The organism is Pseudomonas sp. M20 (genome assembly GCF_045037865.1).
In the GTDB taxonomy this organism is placed as follows: Bacteria; Pseudomonadota; Gammaproteobacteria; order Pseudomonadales; family Pseudomonadaceae; genus Aquipseudomonas.
Genome location: NZ_CP173611.1, coordinates 1,628,052 through 1,652,468, shown reverse-complemented (window position 1 = coordinate 1,652,468; position 24,417 = coordinate 1,628,052). Strand labels below are relative to the sequence as shown.

Sequence of the window (24,417 nt, the reverse complement as noted above, 5' to 3'; positions counted from 1 at the left end):
ATCGATGAATATTCTGGTTGTCGAAGACGAACCCAAGGCGGGCAACTACCTGCTCAACGGTCTGCAGGAACTGGGTTACAGCGTCAGTCTCGCCCGCGACGGTGCCGACGGGCTGCACCTGGCGCTGGAACACAGTTTCGATGTGATCGTGCTCGATGTGATGATGCCGAAAATGGATGGCTGGGAAGTCCTGCGCCGGTTGCGCAAGGAAGCCGACACACCGGTGCTGTTCCTCACCGCCCGCGATGACATCGCTGACCGCGTCAAAGGCCTCGAACTGGGCGCCGACGATTACCTGATCAAGCCGTTTTCCTTCGCCGAACTGGTGGCGCGCCTGCGTACCCTGACCCGGCGCGGGCCGATCCATGAAGACGAACAACTGCAAGTCGCCGACCTGCAGATTGACGTGCTCAAACGCCGCGTGAGCCGTGCTGGGGTGCGCATCACCCTGACCAACAAGGAGTTCGCCTTGTTGCAGTTGTTCGCCAGCCATACCGGGCAGGTTCTCGCCCGTTCGCTGATTGCCTCACGGGTGTGGGACATGAATTTCGACAGCGACACCAACGTCGTCGATGTTGCCGTGCGTCGTCTGCGGGCGAAGATCGATGACCCGTTCCAGCTCAAGCTGATCCACAGCGTGCGCGGCATCGGCTATCGCTTCGATACGCAGCCATGAGCGGCCATCGCCCTTATTCGCTGACCTTGCGCCTGGCGCTGGTGTTCGCCCTGCTCGCGTTCGCTTCGCTGGCCGGTCTCGGTGCCGCGCTGTACAACGAACTGGAGCAACAGTTGATCCGCCGTGATGACACCGCGCTGGTCAGCCGTGTCGATCAACTGCGCACCTTTCTCAACGACAGCAACACCCTGGAGCTGATCAAGAACAAACCGGCGCTGTTCCAGAACATGCTCGGTAACCGCGAAGCGCTGCTGACCATTGGCACGCCGGGGCAAACGCCGTTGCTGGTGGTCAACCCGGGTAATCTGAAGCCGCCGACGTTGCCGGCGGTGCCCATCGACCAGGCGATGACGCTCAAGGACGTGCAGCATCTGCCGAGTGTCGACGGCGTGCCGTTTTCGGCAGTGGCAGCGAGTATCGATTCCGGCGAACTGGGCAATCTGCAAGTCACCACCGGGCGCCTGATGAGCGAGCGCACCGCGATGCTCGCCAATTACCGCTTGAGTGTTTATGGCCTCGCCTCGCTGGCGGCGCTGTTGCTGGCGGTGGTCGGTTGTTTGCTGGTGTATCGCGGTTTGCTGCCGTTGCGGCGACTGGCAAAGCACGCCCACGGTATCGGCGTCGGCAATCTTGGCGAACGGCTTGCCAGCAGCGGTGCGCCGCGAGAATTGCAGCCAATGATCGAAGCCTTTAATGCCATGCTTGATCGACTCGCCAAGGGCTTTGCACAGTTGAGTCAGGTGTCCACCGACATGGCCCACGAGTTGCGCACGCCGATCAACAATCTGCTTGGCGAAACCCAGGTTGCGCTGCAGCAGAACCGTAGCATCGAGGCCTATCAGCAATTGCTCGCTTCCAATGTTGAAGAGCTCGAACGTTTGACGCGGATGCTCGACAACATGCTGTTTCTCGCCCGTACCGATCCGGCCAGTGCCCTGAGCCAGCGCCAGGAGCTGGACGCGGCGGATGAAATGCAGCGCATTGCCGATTACTTTGAAGGGCTGGCAGCGGATGTCGGTGTATGTATCGAGGCGCGCGGCAGCGGTGTGATCTGGGCCGAGCCGATGCTGTTAAGGCGCGCGTTGGCCAATCTGTGCGCCAATGCGATCAAGTACGGCGCGGCGAATTCGACGGTGCAGGTGGAAGCGACTGCCGAAGCGGATGGCAGTTATTTACGGGTAAGAAACCACGGCGCGACCATTGCGCCGGAACATCTGGCGCGACTGTTCGAACGCTTCTACCGCGTTGATCAATCCCGTGAGCGCTCGGCGCAATCGAATGGGCTGGGCTTGTCGATTGTCGCGACCATCATGCAGTTGCATCAGGGCCGCTACAGCGCCAGCAGTGCCGATGGCATCACCTGCTTCGAACTGTTCTTCCCCGCCCGGCAATCAACATAAATCGCCAACACACCACAACCCCCTGTGGGAGCGAGCCTGCTCGCGAAAGCGCAGTGTCAGTCACCAGAGATATTGGCTGTGCCTGCTCGCGAAAGCGCAGTGTCAGTCACCGGAGATATTGGCTGTGCCGGCCTCTTCGCGAGCAGGCTCGCTCCTACAGTTGAACTGCGCTCGGTTGATGATCAACGCCATGAGCATCAACGCCACCGCGACGCCAAAAGTGATGTGCAATCCGCTGGCAATCGCCGTAGCCGGCGCCTGTGTCGGATCCCCCGCCGCCAGCGCAAACACCGCGCCCATCACCGCTGCCCCCGTGATCAAGCCGAGGTTGCGCGCCAGCCCGAGCATCGCCGAGACTACACCGCGTCGCTCCTGACGAACTCCGGCCATCAACCCGGTGTTGTTCGCCGCCTGAAACAGCGCATAACCGACGGCGACTACGGCAATCGGCAGCAAATAGGCGGGCAGCCCCAGACTCATCGGCAACAGCGCCAACAAGCTGCAACCGCAGGCAATCCCGAGCAACGCACCCGGCACGATCCGTCGCGCGCCGAAGCGATCCACCAAACGTCCCGCAGGTACACCACCAAACGCAGACAGCAATGGCCCGACCGATAACGCCAGGCCAACCGCAGCATTGCTCAGACCCAATCCACGGCTGAGGTAAAACGGTCCGACCACCAGCGTGGTCATCATCACCGTCGTCACCAGCAACGTCAGCGTCAGGCTACCGCTCAGTCGAGGATCGCTGAACAGTGACAAGCAAATCAGCGGCGCCTTGGCCTTCATCTCGACCCCGATGAACAATCCTGCGCCGCACAGGCTGGCCAGCAGCAATGGCAACATCAAACCTTCAAGCGTCATTGCCAGCGCATAGGCCGCCAGCGTCAGCACCAACACTGCGCTGCCAGAATAATCGAACGCTGCGCGCGACCCTGTTACCCGATTCGCTGGCAAAAAGCGGTACACCAGCCAAATATTGAGCAAACCCAATGGCACGTTGAGTAAAAATATCGCCTGCCAGCCGACATGCGTCATCAACAGCCCGCCCAGCGACGGCCCGAGACTGGTGCCCGTCGCCGACATCGTCGCCAGCAACCCCATCGCGCTACCCGCCCGCGATTTGGGCACGGCTTCTGACACCAGCGCCACCGTCAAGGCGAACATGATCGCCGCGCCAACGCCTTGCACCGCCCGCGCGCCAATCAGCCAGCCCAGTCCCGGAGCCAATGCGCAAGCCAACGAGGCGCTGGTGAAAATGCCGATCCCGATCAACAGCAGTCGACGTCGACCGAAGCCATCGCCCAGACGTCCGACACTGACGATCAGCGTGGTGATCGCCAACAGGTAAGCCAGCACGATCCACTGCACCTGTTGAAATGTCGCTTCAAACGCCGTCGCCAGAATCGGCAGCCCAGCATTGGCGATGCTGGTGTCCAGCGACGGCATCAACATCGACAGAGCCAGACTGGTCAGTGCCCATCGGGCGGGAGTGCTCAAGGGTTCTCGGGGCATGGTCGGCTCGCAACGCAAAGGTGATTCGCCATAGCCTGAGCCTCGACAACACACGGCGCAAGACGCATGCTTTGCACTCGATACCTGCACAGAACGCCATATCATGAGCACTCCGGATCTGAACCTGCTGATCACCCTCGACGTCTTGCTGCGCGAAGGCAGCGTCGCCCGTGCCGCGAAATGCCTGCGATTGAGCCCTTCGGCCATGAGTCGCGCCCTCGCCCGTCTGCGCGAAACCACCGGTGATCCGTTGCTGGTGCGCGCGGGGCGGGGCCTGGTGCCAACGCCGCGTGCATTGGAGTTGCGCGAGCGAGTCAGTCTGTTGGTGCAGGACGCCGAAGCGGTTTTACGGCCAGCCGAAGTGCTCGACCCCAGCCGGTTGCAACGCACCTTCACCCTGCGCAACACCGACGGCTTTGTCGAAACCTTCGCCGCCGCCCTGCTCGCGCGTATCGCCGAAGAGGCGCCTGGTGTGCGTCTGCGTTTTGTGCAGAAAGCCGACAAGGACAGCACGCCGCTGCGCGAGGGCCGCGTCGATCTGGAAACCGGCGTGGTCGATGACAGCACCGACCCGACGCTGCACAGCCGCATCCTGTTTCAGGATCAGTGGATTGGCGTAGTGCGTGAGGGGCATCCGTTGAGCATGGGGAAAATCACCAGCAAGCGCTTTGCCGGCGGCGAGCACATTCTGATCTCCCGACGCGGGCGCAGCAGTGGCCCGGTCGACGAAGCCTTACTCGCGTTCGGACTGACGCGGGACATCGTCACTTCATTCGGTGGATTCTCGGCGGCGCTGACGCTGGTGCGTGAATCAGAGCTGATCGCCACGGTCCCGCAGCGTCACACCAGCAAACTGCGCACCGGCCTGCACAGTTTCGCCCTGCCCTTCGCGATGCCGGACATCAGCGTGTCGATGCTCTGGCATCCGCGCATGGACGCTGACCCGGCGCATCGCTGGTTGCGCGATTGTGTACGGCAGGTCTGCGCTTAACGCGCATCGCCACCTGCTGGTTTATAGAAGAGGAATTTTTTCGTTTCGGCGGTCTTGCGGTATTCCTTGGCCCAGCTCGGATGCACATTGCGGTCGTGGAAATACAGCGCGCCGTTGGTGCGATCCTTGAGCTGGCGGTTCAGCGCTTTGCGGGCGATATCCTTCGCCAGCGTGTATTCGGCATCTTCCTTGACCTGATCCGGCTTGCCGTCGCACCACCAGGAAAACTGGCAGCTCTTGGTTTCCGAGCCTTGTTTGACGACAGCGCAGACCGTGTCGGGAAAGCCTTCGTGGCCGAGACGATTCATCACCACACTGGCCACGGCTTCCATTTCCGGCGTGTCCTTGCCTTTGGCTTCCCAGTAGATACTGCGCGCCAGACAGGTAATCGGATCGTCTAGCGGCGCGGCGCCGGCCGGGTCGACCGCTTGCACTTCGGTCGGGGTGATGGCTTCGGCTTTCGGTGCCGGTGCGGCGCTGACTTTGTCCGCCGCTTTTTCTTCCAGCACTTGGGCTTTTTCTTCAGCCTTCGCTTTGATCGGGGCCTGATCGGTGGCCCATGCAGAGCCTGCCAACAGGGTGAATACGAGACAACCCGCCCAGCCTTTCAATCCCATGTCTGTTCTTCCGGCAGCGCCCGAGTCGGGCAAGGTATTACGTCGGGGAGACACCCGGTTTCCGGGGCCTTCGGTGAGTGTAGACGGCAAATCCAGAGGCAAAGTTGCGCAGGAAAACCGCTGAATGAAGAAAAAAGACATTGCACTCACCGGGGGCCTTTCGCGCATCATGGGCGCATTCAGCTCAAGGGAGATTTCCATGCGCTTCATGCCATCTGTTTTGCGTCTTGCCGCGTTGTCCGTGGGCGTTGTGTTTGCCATCCCGGCGCTGGCCGGCGATGAGTCGCAATTGATCGAGTCGATCAACAGCTACCGCAGCCAACCTCAGCGTTGCGGATCGCAGGCATCGAATGAACTGTCACCACTGTCGGCTGATCCACGGCTGAGATTACGTGCCACCGGTGCTGTCGATCTTCAGCAAGCCATGGCCAGCGCCAGTTATCCGATGGTCAATGTGCAGGCGATCACGCTCAACGGCCCGCGTGATGCGGCGTCGGCGATGAAGGCGATTCAGGAAAGTTTCTGTCAGGTGGTGCTGGATCCGCAGTTTGTCGATGTCGGTGTCAGCCGCGACGACCGTGACTGGCGCATTGTCCTGGCGCGGCCGCTGCTGTCGGCCAAGCTCGGTGATGCGCAAAGTGAGGGGCAGAAATTGCTCAGTGAACTCAACGTCGCCCGCAGTCAGGCGCGTCAGTGTGGCGGTCAGGCGTTCGCCGCTGCCGCACCGCTGGCCTGGAACGCGACACTGGGCACGATCGCCCAGGATCACAGCCGCGATATGGCCAACAACAATTACTTCGATCACAAGGACCGTGACGGCCGCACCCCGGGCGATCGCGCGGAACTGGCCGGTTACAGCGGGCAACTGGTCGGCGAAAACATCGCCGCCGGCCAAGACACCGTGCACAAAGTCGTCGAAGGCTGGCTCACCAGCCCCGGCCACTGCGCCAACCTGATGAACCCGCAATACCAGGAACTCGGCGCCGCCTACGCGACCGACCCGAAAAGCAGTGCCGGCATCTACTGGACCGCGATGTTCGGCGCCCAGTAAGCCCAATCGCAAAAACACCACAACACCTGTGGGAGCGAGCCTGCTCGCGAAGAGGCCATTACATTCAACACCAATGTTGTCTGACCTGCCGCCTTCGCGAGCAGGCTCGCTCCCACAGTGTTCGGCGGTGTTTACATATTCTCCAACCACCACAAATCCCTGTAGGAGCGAGCCTGCTCGCGATGAGGCCATTACATTCAACACCAATGTTGTCTGACCTGCCGCCTTCGCGAGCAGGCTCGCTCCCACAGTGTCCGGCGGTGTTTACATATTCTCCAACCACCACAAATCCTTGTAGGAGTGAGCCTGCTCGCGATGGGGCCATTACATTCAACATCAATGTTGTCTGACCCGACGCCTTCGCGAGCAGGCTCGCTCCCACAATGTCCGGTGGTACATCCAAAATCCCCGACCATAAAAAACCGGAGCCAGGCTCCGGTTTTTTATGGTCAATGGGTTCTCATCCCCGCGGCGTACATCGCCAGTTTCAGCAGACTGGCGACCACCGCCAGCGATACCACACTGCCCAGCCAGATCAACAGCAACCAGCCCAAACGCTTGTACCAGCGACTGTTTTTCACTTCGCGCGAATCAATGGTAGCCATCGCCAATCCTCACTTTGCCGCGGAATACGTAGTAGCTCCAGAAGGTGTACATCAGGATCACCGGCAGGATGAACAGTGCGCCAATCAGCGCGAACAACTGGCTCGAAGGCGGTGACGCGGCGGCCCAGATGCTCACCGACGGCGGGATGATGTTCGGCCAGATGCTCAGTGCCAGGCCGATGTAACCGAGCAACATCAGCACCAGCGTAAACACGAACGGCCAATGCGTATGCCGCTGACGCAACGTGCGCAGCAACCCGAACAGCGCCAGCAACGCCAACACCACCAACCCGGCAAACACCTGCAGATGCCCGTGGGTTGACCAACGCGTTGCCAGTTCCGGATGCAGTTGCAGCGTCCACACGCCAATCACCAGCACCATCGCCATCAACAGCAAGGCCAGCGGCCGGGTGAACAGACGCATCCGCGACTCCAGCATCCCTTCGGTCTTGACCAGCAACCAGGTGCTGCCGAGTAACGCATACGCGATCACCAGACCCACGCCACACACCAGCGGAAACGGCGCCAACGAGTCCAGACCGCCGCCGGCAAACTGCCGATCAACCACCGGAATCCCGGACACGTACGCGCCAATCACCACGCCCTGGGAGAACGTCGCCAGCAACGAACCACCGATAAACGCCTTGTCCCACCAATGGCGTTTTTGCGGCGAGGATTTGAAGCGAAACTCAAACGCCACGCCGCGGAAAATCAACCCGCAAAGCATCAGGATCAGCGGCAGATACAACGCCTCGAGAATCACCCCGTACGCCAGCGGAAACGCGCCATACAACGCCGCGCCGCCGAGCACCAGCCACGTCTCGTTACCGTCCCACACCGGCGCCACGGTGTTCATCATCACATCGCGTTCCTGCTCATCCGGGATCAGTGGAAACAGGATTCCCAGGCCCAGATCGAAGCCGTCCATGATCACGTACATCATCACCCCGAAGGCGATGATCACTCCCCAGATCAACGAGAGATCGATACCTTGAATACCCATGACTCAATGCTCCTTCATAGGGGCGATAGCCGCTGAAATCGGTCGACGCGGCGTCTGCAATTCATCGCCCGCAGGCGGATGTTCGTGGTGCGGCTGCGGGCCTTTTTTCACCAGTTTCATCATGTAGCCGATGCCCACGCTGAACACCGTGAAATAGATCACCACGAACAACGCCAGCGAGGTGCTCATCTGCGCCACCGAGTGATGCGACGCCGCGTCGTGGGTGCGCAGCAAGCCATACACCACCCACGGCTGACGCCCGACTTCCGTGGTGATCCAACCGGCCAGCAGCGCAATCAAGCCGCTCGGCCCCATCAACAACACCAGACGCTGGAAGCCTCGATGCCGGTAAAGCTTGCCGCCCCGGCGCAACGCCAGACCGAGCAAACCCACGAGAATCATCAACATCCCCAACCCGGCCATGACGCGAAAGCTCCAGAAAATCACGGTCGAATTCGGCCGGTCTTCTTTCGGGAAGCTCTTCAGCGCCGGGATCTGCTTATCGAGGCTGTGGGTGAGGATCAGGCTGCCGAGACAGGGAATCTCCAACGCATATCTGGTCTTCTCCGCTTGCATATCAGGAATGCCGAACAGCACCAGCGGCGTCGGCCCGTTGTCGGCGTTTTCCCAGTGGCCTTCGATGGCGGCAATCTTCGCCGGTTGATGCTCCAGCGTGTTCAACCCGTGAGCGTCACCGACCACCGCCTGAATCGGCGCCACGATCAACGCCATCCACAACGCCATGGAAAACATCTTGCGCACTGGCGCGGTGTTGTTGCCGCGCAGTAAATGCCAGGCTGCCGACGCACCGACGAAGAACGACGTAGCGACGAACGCGGCAATCGCCATGTGCGCCAGACGGAACGGAAACGACGGGTTGAACACAATCGCCAGCCAGTCCAGTGGCATCACCCGACCATCGACAATCTCGAAGCCCTGTGGCGTCTGCATCCAGCTGTTCGACGCGAGAATCCAGAACGTCGAAATCAACGTGCCGATCGCGACCATCACCGTGGCGAAGAAGTGCAAGCCACGGCCGACGCGGTTCCAGCCGAACAGCATCACCCCGAGGAAACCGGCCTCAAGGAAGAATGCGGTCAGCACTTCATAGGTCAGTAACGGCCCGGTGATGCTCCCGGCAAAATCCGAGAAGCCGCTCCAGTTGGTGCCGAACTGGTACGCCATGACCAGCCCCGAAACCACGCCCATGCCAAAGTTGACCGCGAAAATCTTCGACCAGAAATGGTAGAGATCGCGGTACGTGTCGTTGCGGGTTTTCAGCCACAGGCCTTCGAGTACCGCGAGGAAACTCGCCAGGCCAATGGTGATCGCCGGGAAAATAATGTGGAACGAAACCGTGAACGCGAATTGGAGTCGCGCCAGGTCCAGTGCCTCTAGATTGAACATGATGATGTCCTCATCCAGGCTGAAAAGCGGCAGCACGAACCCGGGCCACCGCCAGACGCGAACGCCTGCAGCCAGTCAAATTGCCAATGTTTTTATGAGTGGCGGTTTACGCCACCGACGACGGGATCAGGTTGCTGACCTTCGCGGCTTCGAGGCGGATCGCCACGAATTTGGAAGTCGGCGTGTAGGTTCGGTCGCCGTAGCTTTCCAGCGGTACCAGAGGGTTAGTCTCCGGGTAATACGCCGCTGCTTGCCCTGCTGGAATGTCGTAGGCGATCAAGGTAAAACCGCTGACCCGACGTTCACGTTCGTCATCCCACAGCGCCACCAGATCGACCTTCTGCCCCGGTTCGAAGCCCAAGCGCTGGATGTCCTGCTCGTTGGCAAAGATCACTTCGCGCATGCCGTAAACCCCGCGATAACGGTCATCGAGGCCATACAGCGTGGTGTTGTACTGATCGTGGGAACGCATGGTTTGCAGGATCAGATGCGGCTTGACCGGCAGGTTGCGCACGCCCTCGCTGATCAAGTGCTCCGGTAGCACGCACGGGGTGAACTGGGCCTTGCCGCTAGCGGTGTTCCAGACCCGATCCGAGGCGTCGTTGCCGAGGTGGAAACCACCCGGAATCAGCAGTTTTTCATTGAAGTTCTCGAAGCCCGGGATCACGTCGGCAATCAGGTTGCGGATGCGCCCGTAGTCGCCCACCACCCACTCCCAATCGATCGGGTGCTTGCCCAACGTCGCGGCGGCGATCCCGGCAATAATCGCTGGCTCGGACTTCAAGTGCGCCGACTTCGGCTTCAACTGACCGAACGACAAATGCACCATGCTGAACGTGTCTTCGACGGTCACGCCTTGCGGGCCTTCAGCCTGGATATCGATGTCGGTACGCCCGAGGCACGGCAGAATCAGCGCGTCGCGACCCGTCACCAAGTGGCTGCGGTTGAGCTTGGTCGCAATGTGCACGGTCAGGTCGAGTTTGCGCATGGCCGCGTGGGTGCGTGGGGTGTCCGGCGTGGCTTGGGCGAAGTTGCCGCCCAGACCGATGAACACCTTGGCTTCGCCACGCTCCATGGCGCCGATCGCCATCACCGTGTTGTGCCCGTGCATGCGCGGCACGTCGAAGTTGAAGCGCTTTTGCAGCGCGTCCATCAAGTCTTTCGGCGCCAGTTCGTTGATGCCCATGGTGCGGTCGCCCTGCACGTTACTGTGGCCGCGAACCGGCGACAGACCTGCGCCCGGACGGCCGACGTTGCCGCGCAGCAGTTGCAGGTTGATGACTTCCTGCAAGGTCGCCACCGAGTGCACGTGTTGGGTCAGGCCCATGGCCCAGCACATGATCACGCTCTTGGCGCGGCCATACATGCGCGCGGCCAGTTCGATGTCATGCAGCGGCACGCCGGACTGCTCGAGAATGTGCTCCCAGCTGGTTGCCTCGACTTCAGCCAGATAGCTGTCGAGGCCTGTGGTGTGCTCGGCGATGAACGCGTGATCGAACACCGGTTCGCCACCAGCGGCCTGAGCTTCGCGTTCCCACTGCAGGAGGAATTTGACCATGCCGCGAATCATCGCCATGTCGCCGCCCAGCGCCGGGCGGAAATACGCGGTGTTGGTCGCTTCCCAGCCGTTGCTGAGCATTTCCAGCGGGTTCTGCGGGTTCTGGAAACGCTCCAGGCCACGCTCTTTCAGCGGATTGATACAGACCACTTGGGCGCCGCGCTTTACCGCTTCACGCAGCGGTTCGAGCATGCGCGGATGGTTGGTGCCGGGGTTCTGGCCGATCACAAAAATCGCGTCGGCGTGATGGAGGTCCTCGTAAACCACGGTGCCTTTGCCGACGCCGAGGGTCTCGATCATGCTCACCGCACTGGCTTCGTGGCACATGTTCGAGCAGTCGGGGAAATTGTTGGTGCCGAACGCGCGGACGAACAATTGATAGAGAAACGCCGCTTCATTGCTCGCGCGTCCGGAGGTGTAGAACTCGGCCTCATGCGGCGAATCAAGGTTTTTCAGGTGATCAGCGATCAGCGCAAAAGCGTCTGCCCAACTGATTTCCACATAGCGGTCGACCCGCGCGTCGTAGCGCAGCGGGTGGGTCAGGCGGCCCTGATATTCCAGCCAGTAGTCGCTCTGCTCGGCCAGGCTCGACACCGTGTACTTGTTGAAGAACGCCGGGTCGACCAAACGCCCGGTCGCTTCCCAGTTCACCGCTTTCGCGCCGTTTTCGCAGAACTTCAACATGCTCGCGCCGGGCGCCTCGCCCCAGGCACAACCCGGGCAGTCGAAGCCGCCGTTCTGGTTAGTCTTGAGCATGGCCCGAATGTTTTTCAGGGCGTTTTCACTGCCCAGCCAGCTTTTTGTCAGGCTGATGACAGCGCCCCAACCGGCAGCGGCGCCTTTGTAGGGTTTGTAACGGTCGACTTGTGACATGGGACTTCTCCATGACGATGCACACAGGCATGAACCTGATTCGGTTAAACAGCGACGGCCGACTTTCAAGGTTGCAAAGTGGTCGTTGGGTTTGCCGGGGCAAGGATATTAACCGTTACAAAACATTGTCTAATCGCTATTAATGACTGCCTTATCGAAAGCATCTATCACGGCTAAAAACCCTTTATTTACGGGGCCTTGCGAAACTAACGGAGCAACTTTCGGCGAAAAATAATTCATCATCGACGGCATCAATCAGCTGTTCATTAACAGTGATTGGACAGCACTGAAAGTTGCTCATAATCTGCGCTGACCAAACCCCTTCCACAGTGGTTTTCATTCCTGCGAGGCTGTCATGTCTGAGCGTGTCTTGATCGATGGTTACAACCGCCGCGTCGACTATCTGCGCATGTCGGTGACCGACCGCTGCGACTTCCGCTGCGTCTATTGCATGGCCGAAGACATGCAGTTCCTGCCACGCCAGCAAGTTCTGACCCTGGAAGAGATCTATCAACTGGCGCAGAGCTTTGTAGCGCTCGGTACGCGCAAGATTCGCCTTACCGGTGGCGAGCCGCTGATCCGTCCGGGCGTGGTCAAGCTGTGCGAGCAGATCGCCGCCCTGCCCGGCCTGCGCGAGTTGTGCATGACCACCAACGGCTCACAACTGGGCAAACTCGCCGCGCCGCTGTTCGACGCCGGGGTCAAACGCCTGAACATCAGCCTCGACAGCCTCGATCCGCAGCGCTTCAAACAGATGACCCGCACGGGCGATCTGGCGCAGGTGATCAACGGCATCGATGCCGCGCGCAAGGCCGGTTTTACCCGCACTAAACTCAACGTGGTGGTGATGCAGGGCCGTAACGATGAGGAGATCAACGATCTGGTCAGCTTCGCCATTGATCGTCAGCTCGATGTCTCCTTCATCGAGGAAATGCCGCTGGGGATCATCAGCGAACACAGCCGCGCCGAGTCGTTTTTCTCCAGCGCCCAGGTGCGGGAAAAGATTGCCGAGCGCTATACCCTGATTGACTCTGCCGAGTCGACGCAAGGCCCGTCGCGCTACTGGCGGCTGGCCGAAGCGCCGGAGATTCGTCTGGGCTTTATCTCACCGCATAGCCACAACTTTTGCGGCACCTGCAACCGCGTGCGCCTCACCGTCGAAGGACGCCTGCTACTGTGTCTGGGTAACGAGCATTCGGTCGATCTCAAAGCGGTACTGCGTGCGCACCCGGGGCAACCGCAACGGCTGGAGAAAGCCATTATCGAGGCGATGAAACTGAAGCCGTATCGACATAATTTCGAAGTGAACGATGATGTTCAGCTCGTGCGCTTCATGAACATGACGGGCGGCTAGACCGCCCCTTCCAAGGGTTATCGGAACCGCACAGCATGATCATCAGACCCAAGGTCAATCAGTTCGCCATTCTCTTCACCCTCAAGGGTTCGATCGCCAAGCGCATTGCTATGCGCACGTTGATGGTCACCCTCCTGGCTTCGGCGATCGTGCTGGTGGAAATCCTCCATCCGAGCAACTTCACCAAGGTCAACGCCACACCGTTTACCTTGCTCGGTTTGTCGCTGTCGATCTTCATGAATTTTCGCAACAACGCTTGCTATGACCGTTGGTATGAGGCGCGTAAAGCCTGGGGCGAAGTGATAGTGCATATTCGCTCGGTGATTCGTGAAACCCATGTAATTCGTGAGTCGGTTGAGCGTAAACCGCTGCTGCTCAATCTTTGTGGCTTTGCTCATGCGTTGAACGCGCGGTTGCGTAAAGAAAGCGAAGCGGACGCCAGTAGCCAATGGATCATGCCGAAACCCGATCCGCAGACACCGGATTACAGCGGGCGCATTTTGCAGACGGTTGGCCAGCAGTGTTCCGATCTGCATCAGAACGGTGAGCTGACTGAATGGCGCTACATGCTATTGGCCAATCACCTGACCAGCCTGACCCAGGCGCAAGCGGTGTGCGAACGGATCAAAACCACGCCGCTGCCGTTTCCTTACACACTGTTGTTGCACCGCACGATCTACCTGTTTTGCATCCTGCTGCCGTTTGCCATGGCCGAGCCGCTGGGCTGGCTGACACCGTTGTTCACGGCGATTGTCAGCTACACGTTTTTTGGCCTCGATGCGATTGCCGATGAACTGGAAGACCCCTTCGGCCGCGACGAAAACGACCTGCCCACCGATGCACTGGTACGCACCATCGAACGCGATATCCTCAGCGAACTCGGCACCGAAGTGCCGCCGGCGCTGAAGCCTGTGGACTATGTGCTGAGCTGATCCGTAGCTCTCCAGACACCCCAAAACCCTGTGGGAGCGAGCCTGCTCGCGAAGGGGCCCTTTCAGTCTCTATCAATGTTGACTGACACTCCGCTTTCGCGAGCAGGCTCGCTCCCACAGTTTGATTGGTGGTGGGGTCAGAAGAGTTCGTTGAACGGGATAAAGCGCAGCGGATCGCCGGCGTTGTGAGAGCTGCTCTCCGGGATTTCTACCAGGCCATCGGCCCAGGTTGCGCCGAGCAGGACGCCGGAGCTTTGATTGGGATAAAGCACAGCACGCCCCGCTTCAAGCCTCACCCGCAGATATTCACGACGACCGCCCGCCTTGTGCCAGTCGAAACCTGCATTGACTGTGAAACTCAGCGGCATGACATCTTGAACGCCTTGTATGCGCAGTAGATACGGCCGCGCCAATAAGCCAAACGTTACCAGCGCCGAAGTCGGATTGCCCGGCAGACCAATCACCGGCACCGCACCAAAATGCCCGACCGTCAGCGGTTTGCCAGGCTTGATCGCGAGTTTCCACAACAGCGGTTTGCCGCTGTCGCGCAGCACCTGTCCGAGGCAATCGGCATCACCGGCAGACACGCCACCGGTAGTCAGAATCAGATCCGCACTCACTTGCAATTGCTCAAGCTTGAGCCGCGTCTGCGCCGGGCGATCCGGGAGGATGCCGGCGTCGATCACTTCGCAGCCCAGCTCCCGCAACCAGTGGCCGAGCAACACGCGGTTGCTGTTGTAGATGCTGCCGGGGCGCAGTGGCTGGCCCGGTTCGACCAGTTCATCACCGGTCGACAGCAGTGCCACACGCGGGCGACGCACCACGTGCAGGTGCGCCAGCCCTTGCCCGGCGGCGACCGCCAGTTCGAACGGTCCAAGGCGTTTGCCGGCGCGCAGCAGGATATCGCCGACGCGATTTTCCTGACCTTGCGCGCGGATGTTCTGCCCCGCCTTCAGCGGCTGCAAGAAGCGCACGCGACCGTCCTCCAGCACTTCGACGTTCTCCTGCATCTCGACGCAGGTGGCGCCGGGCGGCAGCGGTGCGCCGGTAAAGATCCGTGCGCAGGTGCCGGGCAGCAACGTGTCCGGTGCCTGCCCGGCGTAAACCTTTTGCGAGACCTTCAACGGCTGTCGGTGCAGATCGCTGAGATTGAGCGCGTATCCATCCATGGCGCTGTTCGGCCACGGCGGCAAGTCGAGTGTCGCCACCAGATCACTGGCCAGCACCCGCCCACGCGCATCGTCGAGCGCCAGCAGTTCGCTGTCGGCCAGACGTTGCTCGTTGGCCATGCCGAGCAATTGGTCGAGGGCATCTTCGACCGGCATCAACGGTGCTTTGCTCATCCGCGTGGCCCGCAGGCTTGCACGGCTTTTAGGTGCGGGACGAAATTGCACGGGCGATGACGGTTATCCAGTTGTTCGGCAAGAATGCCTTCCCACGCCGTGCGGCACGCACCGGTCGAACCCGGCAGGCAGCACACCAGCGTGCCGTTCGACAACCCGGCCAGCGCGCGGCTTTGCACGGTGGACGTGCCGATATCCAGAATCGAAATCGCCCGGAACAGTTCGCCAAAACCATCGATCTGCTTATCGAACAGGCAGGCCACCGCTTCCGGCGTGCTGTCACGACCGGTGAAACCCGTGCCGCCGGTGATCAGCACTACCTGAATGCCTTCGTCAGCAATCCAGTGAGCGACCTGCGCACGGATCTTGTACAGATCGTCCTTGAGCAGGTTGCGCTCGCTCAAGGTATGCCCTGCTTCCAGCAACCGACTGACCAGCAATTGGCCCGAGGTATCGCTGGCATAATCGCGGGTATCGCTGACCGTCAGTACGGCAATATTCAGGGGGACAAACAGGGCATCGGCTTTGGCGCTCATGGCAGTTCTCCGGCAGCAGTCAATCAACATTGCCGAGCAGCCTAAGTGCCACTTATGAGGACTGTCTAATCACTCTGGCCAACCACATTATCGAGCGGCTCTATCAGCGCTTTTTATACCGCAACAAGCCAGCAAAACCGTGGCTGATAGAGCCGATCGATAGCCCCTTAAACACTTCCGATTGGACGAATAACCGTTCAAGTGAGATCGTCGCACCCTGCGCTTTTCGTGCGTCTCGCGCATCCGCGTCAATACTCAATCAAAAAATCCCCATCGAGCAGGTGCCATCGTGGACATCAAACAACTCAAGTTCCTGATCGCGCTGGACGAAACCCGCCACTTCGGCCAGGCCGCCGCACGCTGCCACATCACCCAACCGACGTTGTCGATGCGCCTGCGCAATCTGGAAGACGAGCTGGATCTGGTGCTGGTCAACCGTGGCCAGCGCTTTGAAGGTTTCACCCAGGCCGGCGAGCGTGTGCTGGCCTGGGCGCGCACCTTGCTCGCGGCTCACGACGGTTTGTTCGCCGAAGCGGCGGCGTGTCGCGGGCAACTGGTGGGTAGTTTGCGTCTGGGTCTGGTGCCGCTGAGCAGCTTCAATCCGGTCAATTACATTCAGGGTTTATCGGGTACGTATCCGGAGCTGAAATTCAGCCTGTCGTCGCTGAGTTCCGACGAGATCATCGCCGGTTTGGGCAACAATCAGCTTGATCTGGGCGTGTGCTATCTGGACCACGTCAACCCGAACTATTTCGAGTTTTTCGAGATCGGTGAAACCCGCGTCGGCCTGCTCTACGACAACCGGCATTTCCATTTCGAAGGCACTGAAATGAGCTGGGAAGACGCCGCCGAACTGCCGCTGGGGATGATCACCGCCGGCATGCATTATCGTAAATCCATCGATTTGAGCTTCCGCAGTCGTGGCCTCAGCCCACAGCCGATCATGGAAAGCGACTCGACCTATCAGCTGTTGCAGGCGATTCACCAAGGCTTTTGCTGCGCGATCATGCCGCTGGACAGCGGGCTTGAGGAGCCGATCGAACACCTGTCGTTCATGCAGTTGCCGGATGCCAGTGTGCTCGCGCCGTTGGGGCTGGTGATGCGCAAGACCGAGCCGCGCTCGGCGATTGCCGAGAAGTGTTTTGCCGAGGCGCGGAAGTTGTTTGGGGTTGAGGTGACCGCCGAATAATTGATGTCGTATATCAGGCCCTCATCGCGAGCAGGCTCACTCCTACAGGGGAACGCATTCCAAATGTAGGAGTGAGCCTGCTCGCGATGGGGCCTGACCCGACAACACATATTTTGGTTGATCGAGCAAAGCAATCACCACATAAGAACAAGCGATTGGACGCACTTTTAACGCCCCCGTAGCCTGAACACTCTTCAGCGCCTCGGGACTTTTCAGATGCTCTGCCACGTCGAAACCCTCACAGAATCCACTACCGAACCCAACGCCCCAGCACCGCAACCGGCGCAGGTGGTGTTTCGCGAATACCTGCCCGACGCCGCCATCTCCCACGCCGCGCTGGCCGCGGAAATCGCTCTCGCCATCAGCTACAACGGCTTGAGCCAAGCGGTGATGATGGTCTCGCCCGGCAACCTCGAAGACTTCATTCGTGGCTTCAGCCTGAGCAACGCGATCATCGACAGCGTCGACGAGATCTACGACATCCGCCTCACGCATTTCGATCAGGCCTGTCAGGCCGAAGTGCAGATTTCCAGCCGGGCGTTCTGGGCCTTGAAGGATCACCGGCGGCAAATGACGGGCACCAGCGGTTGCGGCATCTGTGGCGTTGAAGCACTGGAGCAGGCGCTGCCGCAACTGCAGATCCTGCAACCTTCACCGCTACCGCCGGCCGAGCATTTCGACGGCATCCGCCAACGCATCGAAGCCGCTCAACAACTGGCGCGCAGCAGCGGTGCTCTGCACGCCGCGCTGTATTTCGACGTCGACAGTGAAGCGCTGCTGTGCCGCGAAGACATCGGCCGCCACAACGCCCTCGACAAGCTGATCGGCGCGATGCAGATCGACGCCATCGATGCGGCTGAAGGCTTCGTCGTGGTCACCAGCCGTTGCAGCCTCGAACTGATTCACAAAGCCGTGCGTGCGCGCCTCGGCACCCTCGTCAGTCTGTCCGCGCCAACCGCTTTGACTGTGCGGTGGGCACTCAAGCATCGACTCAATCTGATCCATGTGCCGCACCGCAACGCCCCGCGAATTTACAGCCCGATCCAGGAGCATTCCGCATGAGCCACACCCTCACCCACCTCGATGATCAAGGCCGCGCCAACATGGTCGACGTCAGCGATAAAGCCGCGACCCGCCGCGAAGCCACGGCGCAAGCCTGGGTGCAGATGCGCCCGGAAACCTTAAAGATGATCCAGGCCAACGGGCACCCGAAAGGCGATGTCTTCGCGGTGGCGCGGATCGCCGGGATACAAGCTGCCAAGCGCACTCACGAACTGATTCCGCTGTGCCATGCGCTGTTGCTCAGTTCGATTCACGTCGAATTCAAGGCTTGTGAACCGGATCGCGTGCAGATCAACAGCACCTGCCGCCTGACCGGCCAGACCGGCGTCGAACTCGAAGCGTTGACCGCCGCCAGCGTCGCCGCGCTGACCATTTACGACATGTGCAAAGCGGTAGATCGGGCGATGGTCATTGGCGACATCCGCCTGCTCAGTAAACAGGGTGGCCGTTCCGGTCACTTTCAATGGGAGGACACGCAATGATCCTGATCAACTACTTCGCCAGCTACCGTGACCGGCTCAATCTGGGTGGTGAAAAAATTCCGCTGACTGATGCATTGGGCAGCGTTGAAGATGTGCGGCAAATGCTTATGCAGCGAGGCGATCTGTGGCGCGATGTGCTCGGTGCCGGGAATCTGATGTGCGCGCTGAATCAGGAGCTGTGTCAGCCGAGTCAGGCGATTGAAGATTTCGATGAGATCGCGTTTTTTCCGCCAGTGACCGGGGGTTGATCAATGGCTATTCGAGTCCAGCACAAAAGCTTCGACGTCGGCCAGTTGACGGCCGATCTGCACGCGCGCAATCCACGGGTGGGCGCGGTGGTGAATTTCATTGGTTATGTGCGTGATCTGAATATTGGCCAGAGCGTGAATGAACTGTATCTTGAGCACTATCCGGGGATGACCGAAAAAGCCCTCAAGCAGATCGCCGAAGAAGCCCGTGAGCGCTGGCCGCTGTTGGGGGTGGAGATTGTGCATCGGGTCGGCGCGTTATCGGTGTGCGAGCCGATCGTGTTTGTCGGGGTTAGCAGTAAACATCGGCATATGGCGTTCGAGGCCTGTGCGTTCATCATGGACGTGCTCAAGACCCGCGCGCCGTTCTGGAAGCGTGAGAGTACGCCAGAGGGTTCTCACTGGGTCGAGGGCCGGGAAAGCGATCGGGATGCGGCGTTGCGTTGGAGTCTGGCACATGCCTGAAGAGCAAAAGCCCCTCACCCTAGCCCTCTCCCAGAGGGAGAGGGAACTGATTGGGGGATATCGGAGAGATTCATCGACTTGAAAGATTGGCTCTGAATCCATAATCGACTCGATCTTTCAGGTCGATGGATAACGCCAGACACCTCGGTCGGCTCCCTCTCCCTTTGGGAGAGGGCTGGGGTGAGGGTTGAAAGTCTGATTAGATAGCCACTCCGCCAGGACCCAACTCCGGAGTCTCGCTTGAGCACAGCGCCGAACAACCTGCCCCGCCCCGATCCCGTCACCCTGCGCCAGGCTTGGCGCTTCTGGCTAAAACTCGGCTGCATCGGTTTCGGCGGCCCGGCCGGGCAGATTGCGATCATGCATCAGGAGCTGGTCGAGCGCCGGCGCTGGATTTCCGAAAAACGTTTCCTGCACGCGCTCAACTACTGCATGTTGCTGCCCGGCCCCGAGGCTCAGCAACTGGCGACGTACATCGGCTGGCTGCTGCATCGCACCTGGGGCGGTGTCATCGCCGGTGCGCTGTTTGTGTTGCCGTCATTGTTCATTCTGATCGCGTTGTCCTGGCTGTACATCGCCTTCGGTGACGTGCCAGCAGTGGCCGGGGTGTTTTACGGGATCAAACCGGCGATCACCGCGATTGTCCTGCACGCCGCGCATCGCATCGGCTCGCGTGCATTGAAGAACGCCTGGCTATGGACGATTGCCGGCGCCTCGTTCGTGGCGATTTTCGCCTTCAACGTGCCCTTCCCCTTGATCGTCCTCGGGGCTGCGTTGATCGGCTATCTGGGAGGACGTTTCGCCCCTCAGCGGTTCAGCAACGGTGGTGCGCGCAACAGCGAGAAATCCTTCGGCCCGGCATTGATCGACGACGATACGCCGGCGCCGGAACACGCCCGTTTCAGCCTGCCGAAGCTGCTGCGCCTAGGGTTGATCGGTGCGGTGCTCTGGTGTTTACCGATGGCGTTGTTGACAGCATTGTTCGGCTGGGACGGCACCTTCACACAAATGGCCTGGTTCTTCACCAAAGCCGCGCTGCTTACCTTTGGTGGCGCTTACGCGGTGCTGCCTTACGTCTATCAGGGCGCCGTCGGGCATTACGGCTGGTTGACGCCGACGCAGATGATCGACGGCCTCGCCCTCGGTGAAACCACACCCGGCCCGCTGATCATGGTGGTGGCGTTCGTCGGTTTCGTTGGCGCCTATGTGCAACCGGCGTTCGGCCCCGAACATGCCTTTGCCGCCGGGGCGCTGGCGGCAACGTTGGTGACCTGGTTCACCTTCCTGCCCTCGTTTCTGTTCATCCTCGCCGGCGGGCCGTTGGTGGAATCGACGCACAACGAACTGAAGTTCACCGCACCGCTGACGGCGATCACCGCTGCCGTGGTCGGGGTGATTGTGAACCTGGCGTGTTTTTTCGCTTATCACGTGTTGTGGCCAAACGGGTTCGCCGGGGCGCTGGATGTGTTTTCGCTGATGTTGGCGGTTGCAGCGGCGCTGGCGCTGTTCGTTTTCAAACGCGGCGTGTTCAGTGTGTTGATCGTTTGCGCCCTCGCCGGGCTGGGCTTTCACCTGATGCGCTGAACCTGGCCTGTGAATCTCCCGTTTACACGCCCGCGAATTCCCCCTTACTATCCGGGCACACCGGTCGGCGGGGTCAGCCCGCCACCGACGTTTTCCGCCAACGGAAACACGCGTTATGAGTACGTCACCACAACAAGCAGAATCGTTGAACGTCTCTACCCTGCGCGCCCTCTCTCACAGGGGCGGCGTATGAATCGTATCGTCAATCTCCCCATGGCCCTGCGCCGTTCCAAGCTGCGTCACTCCGCACGCCCGCCGGATATCGCCCGGTCTGTCTGATCGCGCCCGTTAAAAAACCGCGACAGCCCCCTGCTTCTTGATATCCCTGCCAGGACAGCCACGCCTATTGCTGCGTCGTGTCCGGCCCGAATCTGCGCGCCTGTGCGGCGCCATCGTGAGTGATTGATTATGAAATTCGCAGCCATCGAAGACGCACACCTGTTTCTTGAACAGAACCCCGATATCGACATGATCGAGCTGTTCATTCTCGACGCCAACGGCGTGCCGCGCGGCAAGCTGTTGCACCGCGAAGAACTGCTCGCTGTATACGAAAGCGGTCGACCGCTACCGAGCACTATTCTCGGCCTGACCGTGCAGGGTGAAGACGTCGAGAACTCCGGTCTGGTCTGGGACGTCGGCGATATCGACTGCCGCGCCTATCCGCTGGAAGGCAGTCTGGTGCGCCTGCCGTGGCGCAAGATTCCGACCGCCGCCGTGCAGGTGAGCATGCACCCGACCGAGGGCATGCCCGCCAGCATCGCCGACCCCCGGCACTTGCTGATCAAAGTCATAGACGGCCTCAAGGCCGAGGGTTATTACCCGGTGATGGCCTGCGAACTGGAGTTCTACCTGCTCGACGCCAAACGCGATCACAACGGCCGCCCGCAACCGGCACTGGACGCGGACGGTGGTCGACCGCGACACACCCAGGTCTACGGTTTGCGTGAGCTGGAACAGATCGAACCGTTCCTCGCCGACCTCTACAACGCCTGCAAACTGCACGGTATTCCGGCGCGCACGGCGATCTCCGAATACGCTCCGGGTCAGGTGGAAATCACCCTCGAACACGGCGACGCGCTCGAGGCGATGGATCAGGCCGTGCGCTACAAACGTCTGGTCAAGGCCATCGCCCACAAGCACGGCATGCAGGCGACGTTCATGGCCAAGCCGTTCGATGACCTGGCCGGCACCGGCATGCACATGCACGTGAGTCTGGCCGATGGCGCGGGGCATAATCTGTTCGCCTCGGAAGACCCGGCCGGCACACCGCTGCTGCGCACAGCAATTGGCGGCATGCTCGCCTCGCTACTCGACTCGTTGTTGCTGTTCTGCCCGAACGCCAACTCGTACCGGCGCTTCCAGGCCAATAGCTATGCACCGTTGGCGCCAACCTGGGGCGTCGACAACCGCACCGTCAGCCTGCGTGTTCCCGGCGGCCCGGCCAATACCCGGCACATCGAACACCGCATCTGCGGCGCCGATGCCAACCCGTATCTGGCCGCGGCAGCGATCCTTGCCGGGATTCATCGTGGCATTCGTGAAGACCTCGATCCGGGTGCGCCGGTTGAGGGCAATGGCTATGCGCAGGCGAAGGAATTGCTGCCGACGGATTGGCTGACTTCGTTGCAGGCGCTGGAGAATTCGGTGTGGGCACGGGATGCGTTAGGACAGGAATTTCTCGGGGTGTATCTGGCGGTGAAGCGTGCCGAGTATCGGCAGTTCATGGCCGAGGTGGGTGAGCAGGATTGGCGCTGGTATCTCACCGAGGCCTGAAGACTCCCCCCTACCCCCTGTAGGAGTGAGCCTGCTCGCGATGAGGCCATGTCAGTCAAACCATCTGTGAATGACACACCGCTATCGCGAGCAGGCTCACTCCTACAAGGGACCGCGTACAACCTACGAATTCGTGTGGACACTGACATGACCGAACGCTGCAATTCCTACTACACCGCCACCCTCAACCAGGACACCGACTACCCGACCCTGCAAGGCCGGCACAAGGTCGACGTGGTGATCATCGGCGGCGGTTTCACCGGCGTCGCCACTGCCGTCGAACTCGCCGAAAAAGGCCTGAAAGTCGCCATCGTCGAGAGTCACAAGATCGGCTGGGGCGCCACCGGGCGCAACGGCGGACAAGTTACCGGCAGCCTTTCCGGCGACGGCGCAATGCGCAAACAGATGCGTCCGAAACTCGCCGACGATGTCGATGATTTCATCTGGCACCTGCGCTGGCGCGGGCATGAAATCATCCAGCAACGCGTCGAGAAATACGGTATTCAATGCGACCTCAAACACGGCCATTTACACGCGGCGTACAAGCCCAGTCACATGACTGACTTGCGCAAGGATTACGAAGAAGCCGTGCGGCGGGGATTGGGCGATGAGGTCAGTCTGCTCGACCGCAGTCAGGTGCGCGATCTGCTGCAAAGCGATCTCTACCACGGCGCAATCAAGAATACGCGCAACATGCATCTGCACCCGCTCAACCTGTGCATCGGTGAAGCGCGGGCGGCGGAAAGTCTTGGCGCGCTGATCTTTGAAAACAGCGAAGTGCTGGAGATCATTCACGGCGCTACGCCCGGTGTGCGCACCGCTCACGGACAGATCAATGCCAATCAGGTCATGCTCGCCGGCGACGTCTATCACAAGCTCGAACCCGGTCAGCTCAAAGGCAAGATTTTTCCGGCCATGGGCGGCATCGTCACCACTGCGCCGCTCGGCGATCTGGCCAAGCAGATCAACCCGGAAGATCTGGCCGTCTACGACTGCCGTTTCGTCCTCGACTACTACCGCCTCACTGCCGACGGCCGCCTGTTGTTTGGTGGCGGCGCCAACTACAGCGGCAAGGATTCACGGGACATCGCTGCCGAGCTGCGCCCGTGCATCGAGCAAACCTTTCCGGCGCTCAAAGGTGTGCAGATCGATTACCAGTGGAGCTGCGCGATGGGCATCGTCATCAACCGCATCCCGCAGCTGGGCAAGCTCTCGGACAACGTCTGGTACTGCCAAGGCTATTCGGGGCACGGCATCGCGACGACGCACATCATGGGTGAAATCATGGGCCGCGCGATCACCGGGCAGATGGAGCAGTTCGATACGTTTGCCCAGTGCCAGCATATTCGTGTGCCGATGGGGGATTTGCTCGGCAATCCGTTGCTGGCTGCCGGGATGTGGTACTACCAGATGCTTGAGCGACTTCGCTGACACACCCTCCAGTTGTAGGAGCTGCCGAAGGCTGCGATCTTTTGATCTTGTTTTTAAGAATCAAAATCAAAAGATCGCAGCCTTCGGCAGCTCCTTGTATGTTGCCCTCACACCAGTCAATTGAGATCTAAGCTCGCTGGTGCGGACATACGAAGATGTGTTTCTGGGGGAGACCGATCGCTCCTAAAGGCAGGACTTGCTCCTGACCTTGTCTGTAGAGAGGTCCCCCCGCCTCATTGCCCACCACGAAGAGTATCGAGAAGCCGACAAGTCGGACTTCGCATTACAAGGTTGCAGTGGCATGAAGTTCGAGGTCAGGGGA

At 60.3% G+C, this 24,417-nt stretch carries 22 protein-coding genes; 14 read left to right on the top strand and 8 right to left on the bottom strand.

Annotation, left to right across the window (positions count from 1 at the left end):
- The first annotated feature begins 4 nt into the window (after window positions 1–4).
- Complete coding sequence (locus tag ACI514_RS07540) at window positions 5–676, top strand: heavy metal response regulator transcription factor (RefSeq protein ID WP_150750873.1); 672 nt, start codon at window positions 5–7, stop codon at window positions 674–676.
- On the top strand, window positions 673–2,076 hold the full coding sequence (locus tag ACI514_RS07535) for a heavy metal sensor histidine kinase (protein WP_405123426.1): 1,404 nt from the start codon (window positions 673–675) through the stop codon (window positions 2,074–2,076). Before ACI514_RS07540 ends, ACI514_RS07535 begins: the two co-directional genes overlap by 4 nt.
- Window positions 2,077–2,178: 102 nt before the next feature.
- On the opposite strand, the gene ACI514_RS07530 is transcribed toward ACI514_RS07535, so the two are convergent.
- Window positions 2,179–3,591, bottom strand: coding sequence for an MFS transporter (locus ACI514_RS07530; RefSeq protein ID WP_405123425.1), 1,413 nt, complete (start codon window positions 3,589–3,591; stop codon window positions 2,179–2,181).
- Between the two features lie 103 nt (window positions 3,592–3,694).
- On the opposite strand from ACI514_RS07530, the gene ACI514_RS07525 reads away from it, so the two are divergent.
- Window positions 3,695–4,582 carry a LysR family transcriptional regulator gene (locus ACI514_RS07525; protein ID WP_405123424.1) on the top strand — a complete coding sequence of 296 codons (888 nt, stop codon included), beginning with the start codon at window positions 3,695–3,697 and terminating at the stop codon, window positions 4,580–4,582.
- On the opposite strand, the gene ACI514_RS07520 is transcribed toward ACI514_RS07525, so the two are convergent.
- Window positions 4,579–5,199: a cell wall hydrolase gene (locus ACI514_RS07520; RefSeq protein ID WP_405123423.1), complete on the bottom strand. Its 621-nt coding sequence runs from the start codon at window positions 5,197–5,199 to the stop codon at window positions 4,579–4,581. The two genes, ACI514_RS07525 and ACI514_RS07520, sit on opposite strands and share 4 nt — an antisense overlap.
- Window positions 5,200–5,398: 199 nt before the next feature.
- On the opposite strand from ACI514_RS07520, the gene ACI514_RS07515 reads away from it, so the two are divergent.
- On the top strand, window positions 5,399–6,250 hold the full coding sequence (locus ACI514_RS07515) for a CAP domain-containing protein (RefSeq protein ID WP_160058473.1): 852 nt from the start codon (window positions 5,399–5,401) through the stop codon (window positions 6,248–6,250).
- A gap of 449 nt (window positions 6,251–6,699) precedes the next feature.
- Here the strand turns inward: ACI514_RS07515 and ACI514_RS07510 are convergent, their stop codons facing one another.
- The 4 genes from ACI514_RS07510 to ACI514_RS07495 form a co-directional block, all read right to left on the bottom strand.
- The gene (locus tag ACI514_RS07510) at window positions 6,700–6,855 is read right to left on the bottom strand and encodes a DUF2474 domain-containing protein (protein ID WP_080762077.1); all 156 of its coding nucleotides are present in this window, start codon (window positions 6,853–6,855) and stop codon (window positions 6,700–6,702) included.
- The gene (gene cydB / locus ACI514_RS07505) at window positions 6,842–7,858 is read right to left on the bottom strand and encodes a cytochrome d ubiquinol oxidase subunit II (RefSeq protein ID WP_405123422.1); all 1,017 of its coding nucleotides are present in this window, start codon (window positions 7,856–7,858) and stop codon (window positions 6,842–6,844) included. The genes ACI514_RS07510 and cydB overlap by 14 nt, the downstream gene beginning before the upstream one ends.
- Window positions 7,859–7,861: 3 nt before the next feature.
- A complete protein-coding gene (locus tag ACI514_RS07500; protein ID WP_405123421.1) occupies window positions 7,862–9,265 on the bottom strand; it encodes a cytochrome ubiquinol oxidase subunit I in 1,404 nt (467 codons plus the stop codon).
- A gap of 106 nt (window positions 9,266–9,371) precedes the next feature.
- Window positions 9,372–11,696 carry an FdhF/YdeP family oxidoreductase gene (locus ACI514_RS07495; RefSeq protein ID WP_405123420.1) on the bottom strand — a complete coding sequence of 775 codons (2,325 nt, stop codon included), beginning with the start codon at window positions 11,694–11,696 and terminating at the stop codon, window positions 9,372–9,374.
- A 355-nt stretch (window positions 11,697–12,051) separates the two neighbouring features.
- Between ACI514_RS07495 and moaA the strand changes: the two genes are divergently transcribed.
- Window positions 12,052–13,050: a GTP 3',8-cyclase MoaA gene (moaA, locus tag ACI514_RS07490; protein WP_405123419.1), complete on the top strand. Its 999-nt coding sequence runs from the start codon at window positions 12,052–12,054 to the stop codon at window positions 13,048–13,050.
- 35 nt (window positions 13,051–13,085) lie between these two features.
- Window positions 13,086–13,982, top strand: a complete 897-nt coding sequence (locus tag ACI514_RS07485; RefSeq protein WP_405123418.1) for a bestrophin family protein — start codon at window positions 13,086–13,088, stop codon at window positions 13,980–13,982.
- 137 nt (window positions 13,983–14,119) lie between these two features.
- On the opposite strand, the gene glp is transcribed toward ACI514_RS07485, so the two are convergent.
- On the bottom strand, window positions 14,120–15,325 hold the full coding sequence (gene glp, locus ACI514_RS07480) for a gephyrin-like molybdotransferase Glp (protein ID WP_405123417.1): 1,206 nt from the start codon (window positions 15,323–15,325) through the stop codon (window positions 14,120–14,122).
- Window positions 15,322–15,861 carry a molybdenum cofactor biosynthesis protein B gene (gene moaB, locus ACI514_RS07475; protein WP_405123416.1) on the bottom strand — a complete coding sequence of 180 codons (540 nt, stop codon included), beginning with the start codon at window positions 15,859–15,861 and terminating at the stop codon, window positions 15,322–15,324. Before moaB ends, glp begins: the two co-directional genes overlap by 4 nt.
- Before the next feature lie 289 nt (window positions 15,862–16,150).
- Here moaB and ACI514_RS07470 point away from each other — a divergent pair, with 289 nt between their 5' ends.
- The 8 genes from ACI514_RS07470 (at window position 16,151) to ACI514_RS07435 (ending at window position 24,095) form a co-directional block, all read left to right on the top strand.
- Complete coding sequence (locus ACI514_RS07470; protein ID WP_405123415.1) at window positions 16,151–17,050, top strand: LysR family transcriptional regulator; 900 nt, start codon at window positions 16,151–16,153, stop codon at window positions 17,048–17,050.
- A gap of 216 nt (window positions 17,051–17,266) precedes the next feature.
- Window positions 17,267–18,112 (top strand): formate dehydrogenase accessory sulfurtransferase FdhD, encoded by an 846-nt coding sequence (gene fdhD / locus ACI514_RS07465; protein WP_405123414.1) that lies wholly within the window; start codon window positions 17,267–17,269, stop codon window positions 18,110–18,112.
- On the top strand, window positions 18,109–18,594 hold the full coding sequence (moaC, locus tag ACI514_RS07460) for a cyclic pyranopterin monophosphate synthase MoaC (RefSeq protein ID WP_405123413.1): 486 nt from the start codon (window positions 18,109–18,111) through the stop codon (window positions 18,592–18,594). The genes fdhD and moaC overlap by 4 nt, the downstream gene beginning before the upstream one ends.
- On the top strand, window positions 18,591–18,842 hold the full coding sequence (locus tag ACI514_RS07455; RefSeq protein WP_160058493.1) for a MoaD/ThiS family protein: 252 nt from the start codon (window positions 18,591–18,593) through the stop codon (window positions 18,840–18,842). The genes moaC and ACI514_RS07455 overlap by 4 nt, the downstream gene beginning before the upstream one ends.
- Before the next feature lie 3 nt (window positions 18,843–18,845).
- Window positions 18,846–19,307, top strand: a complete 462-nt coding sequence (gene moaE, locus ACI514_RS07450) for a molybdopterin synthase catalytic subunit MoaE (protein ID WP_405123412.1) — start codon at window positions 18,846–18,848, stop codon at window positions 19,305–19,307.
- A gap of 240 nt (window positions 19,308–19,547) precedes the next feature.
- A complete protein-coding gene (chrA, locus tag ACI514_RS07445) occupies window positions 19,548–20,891 on the top strand; it encodes a chromate efflux transporter (protein WP_160058495.1) in 1,344 nt (447 codons plus the stop codon).
- Between the two features lie 408 nt (window positions 20,892–21,299).
- The gene (locus ACI514_RS07440; RefSeq protein WP_405123411.1) at window positions 21,300–22,664 is read left to right on the top strand and encodes a glutamine synthetase family protein; all 1,365 of its coding nucleotides are present in this window, start codon (window positions 21,300–21,302) and stop codon (window positions 22,662–22,664) included.
- A gap of 147 nt (window positions 22,665–22,811) precedes the next feature.
- Window positions 22,812–24,095: an NAD(P)/FAD-dependent oxidoreductase gene (locus ACI514_RS07435; RefSeq protein ID WP_405123410.1), complete on the top strand. Its 1,284-nt coding sequence runs from the start codon at window positions 22,812–22,814 to the stop codon at window positions 24,093–24,095.
- The last annotated feature ends 322 nt before the right edge of the window (window positions 24,096–24,417 follow it).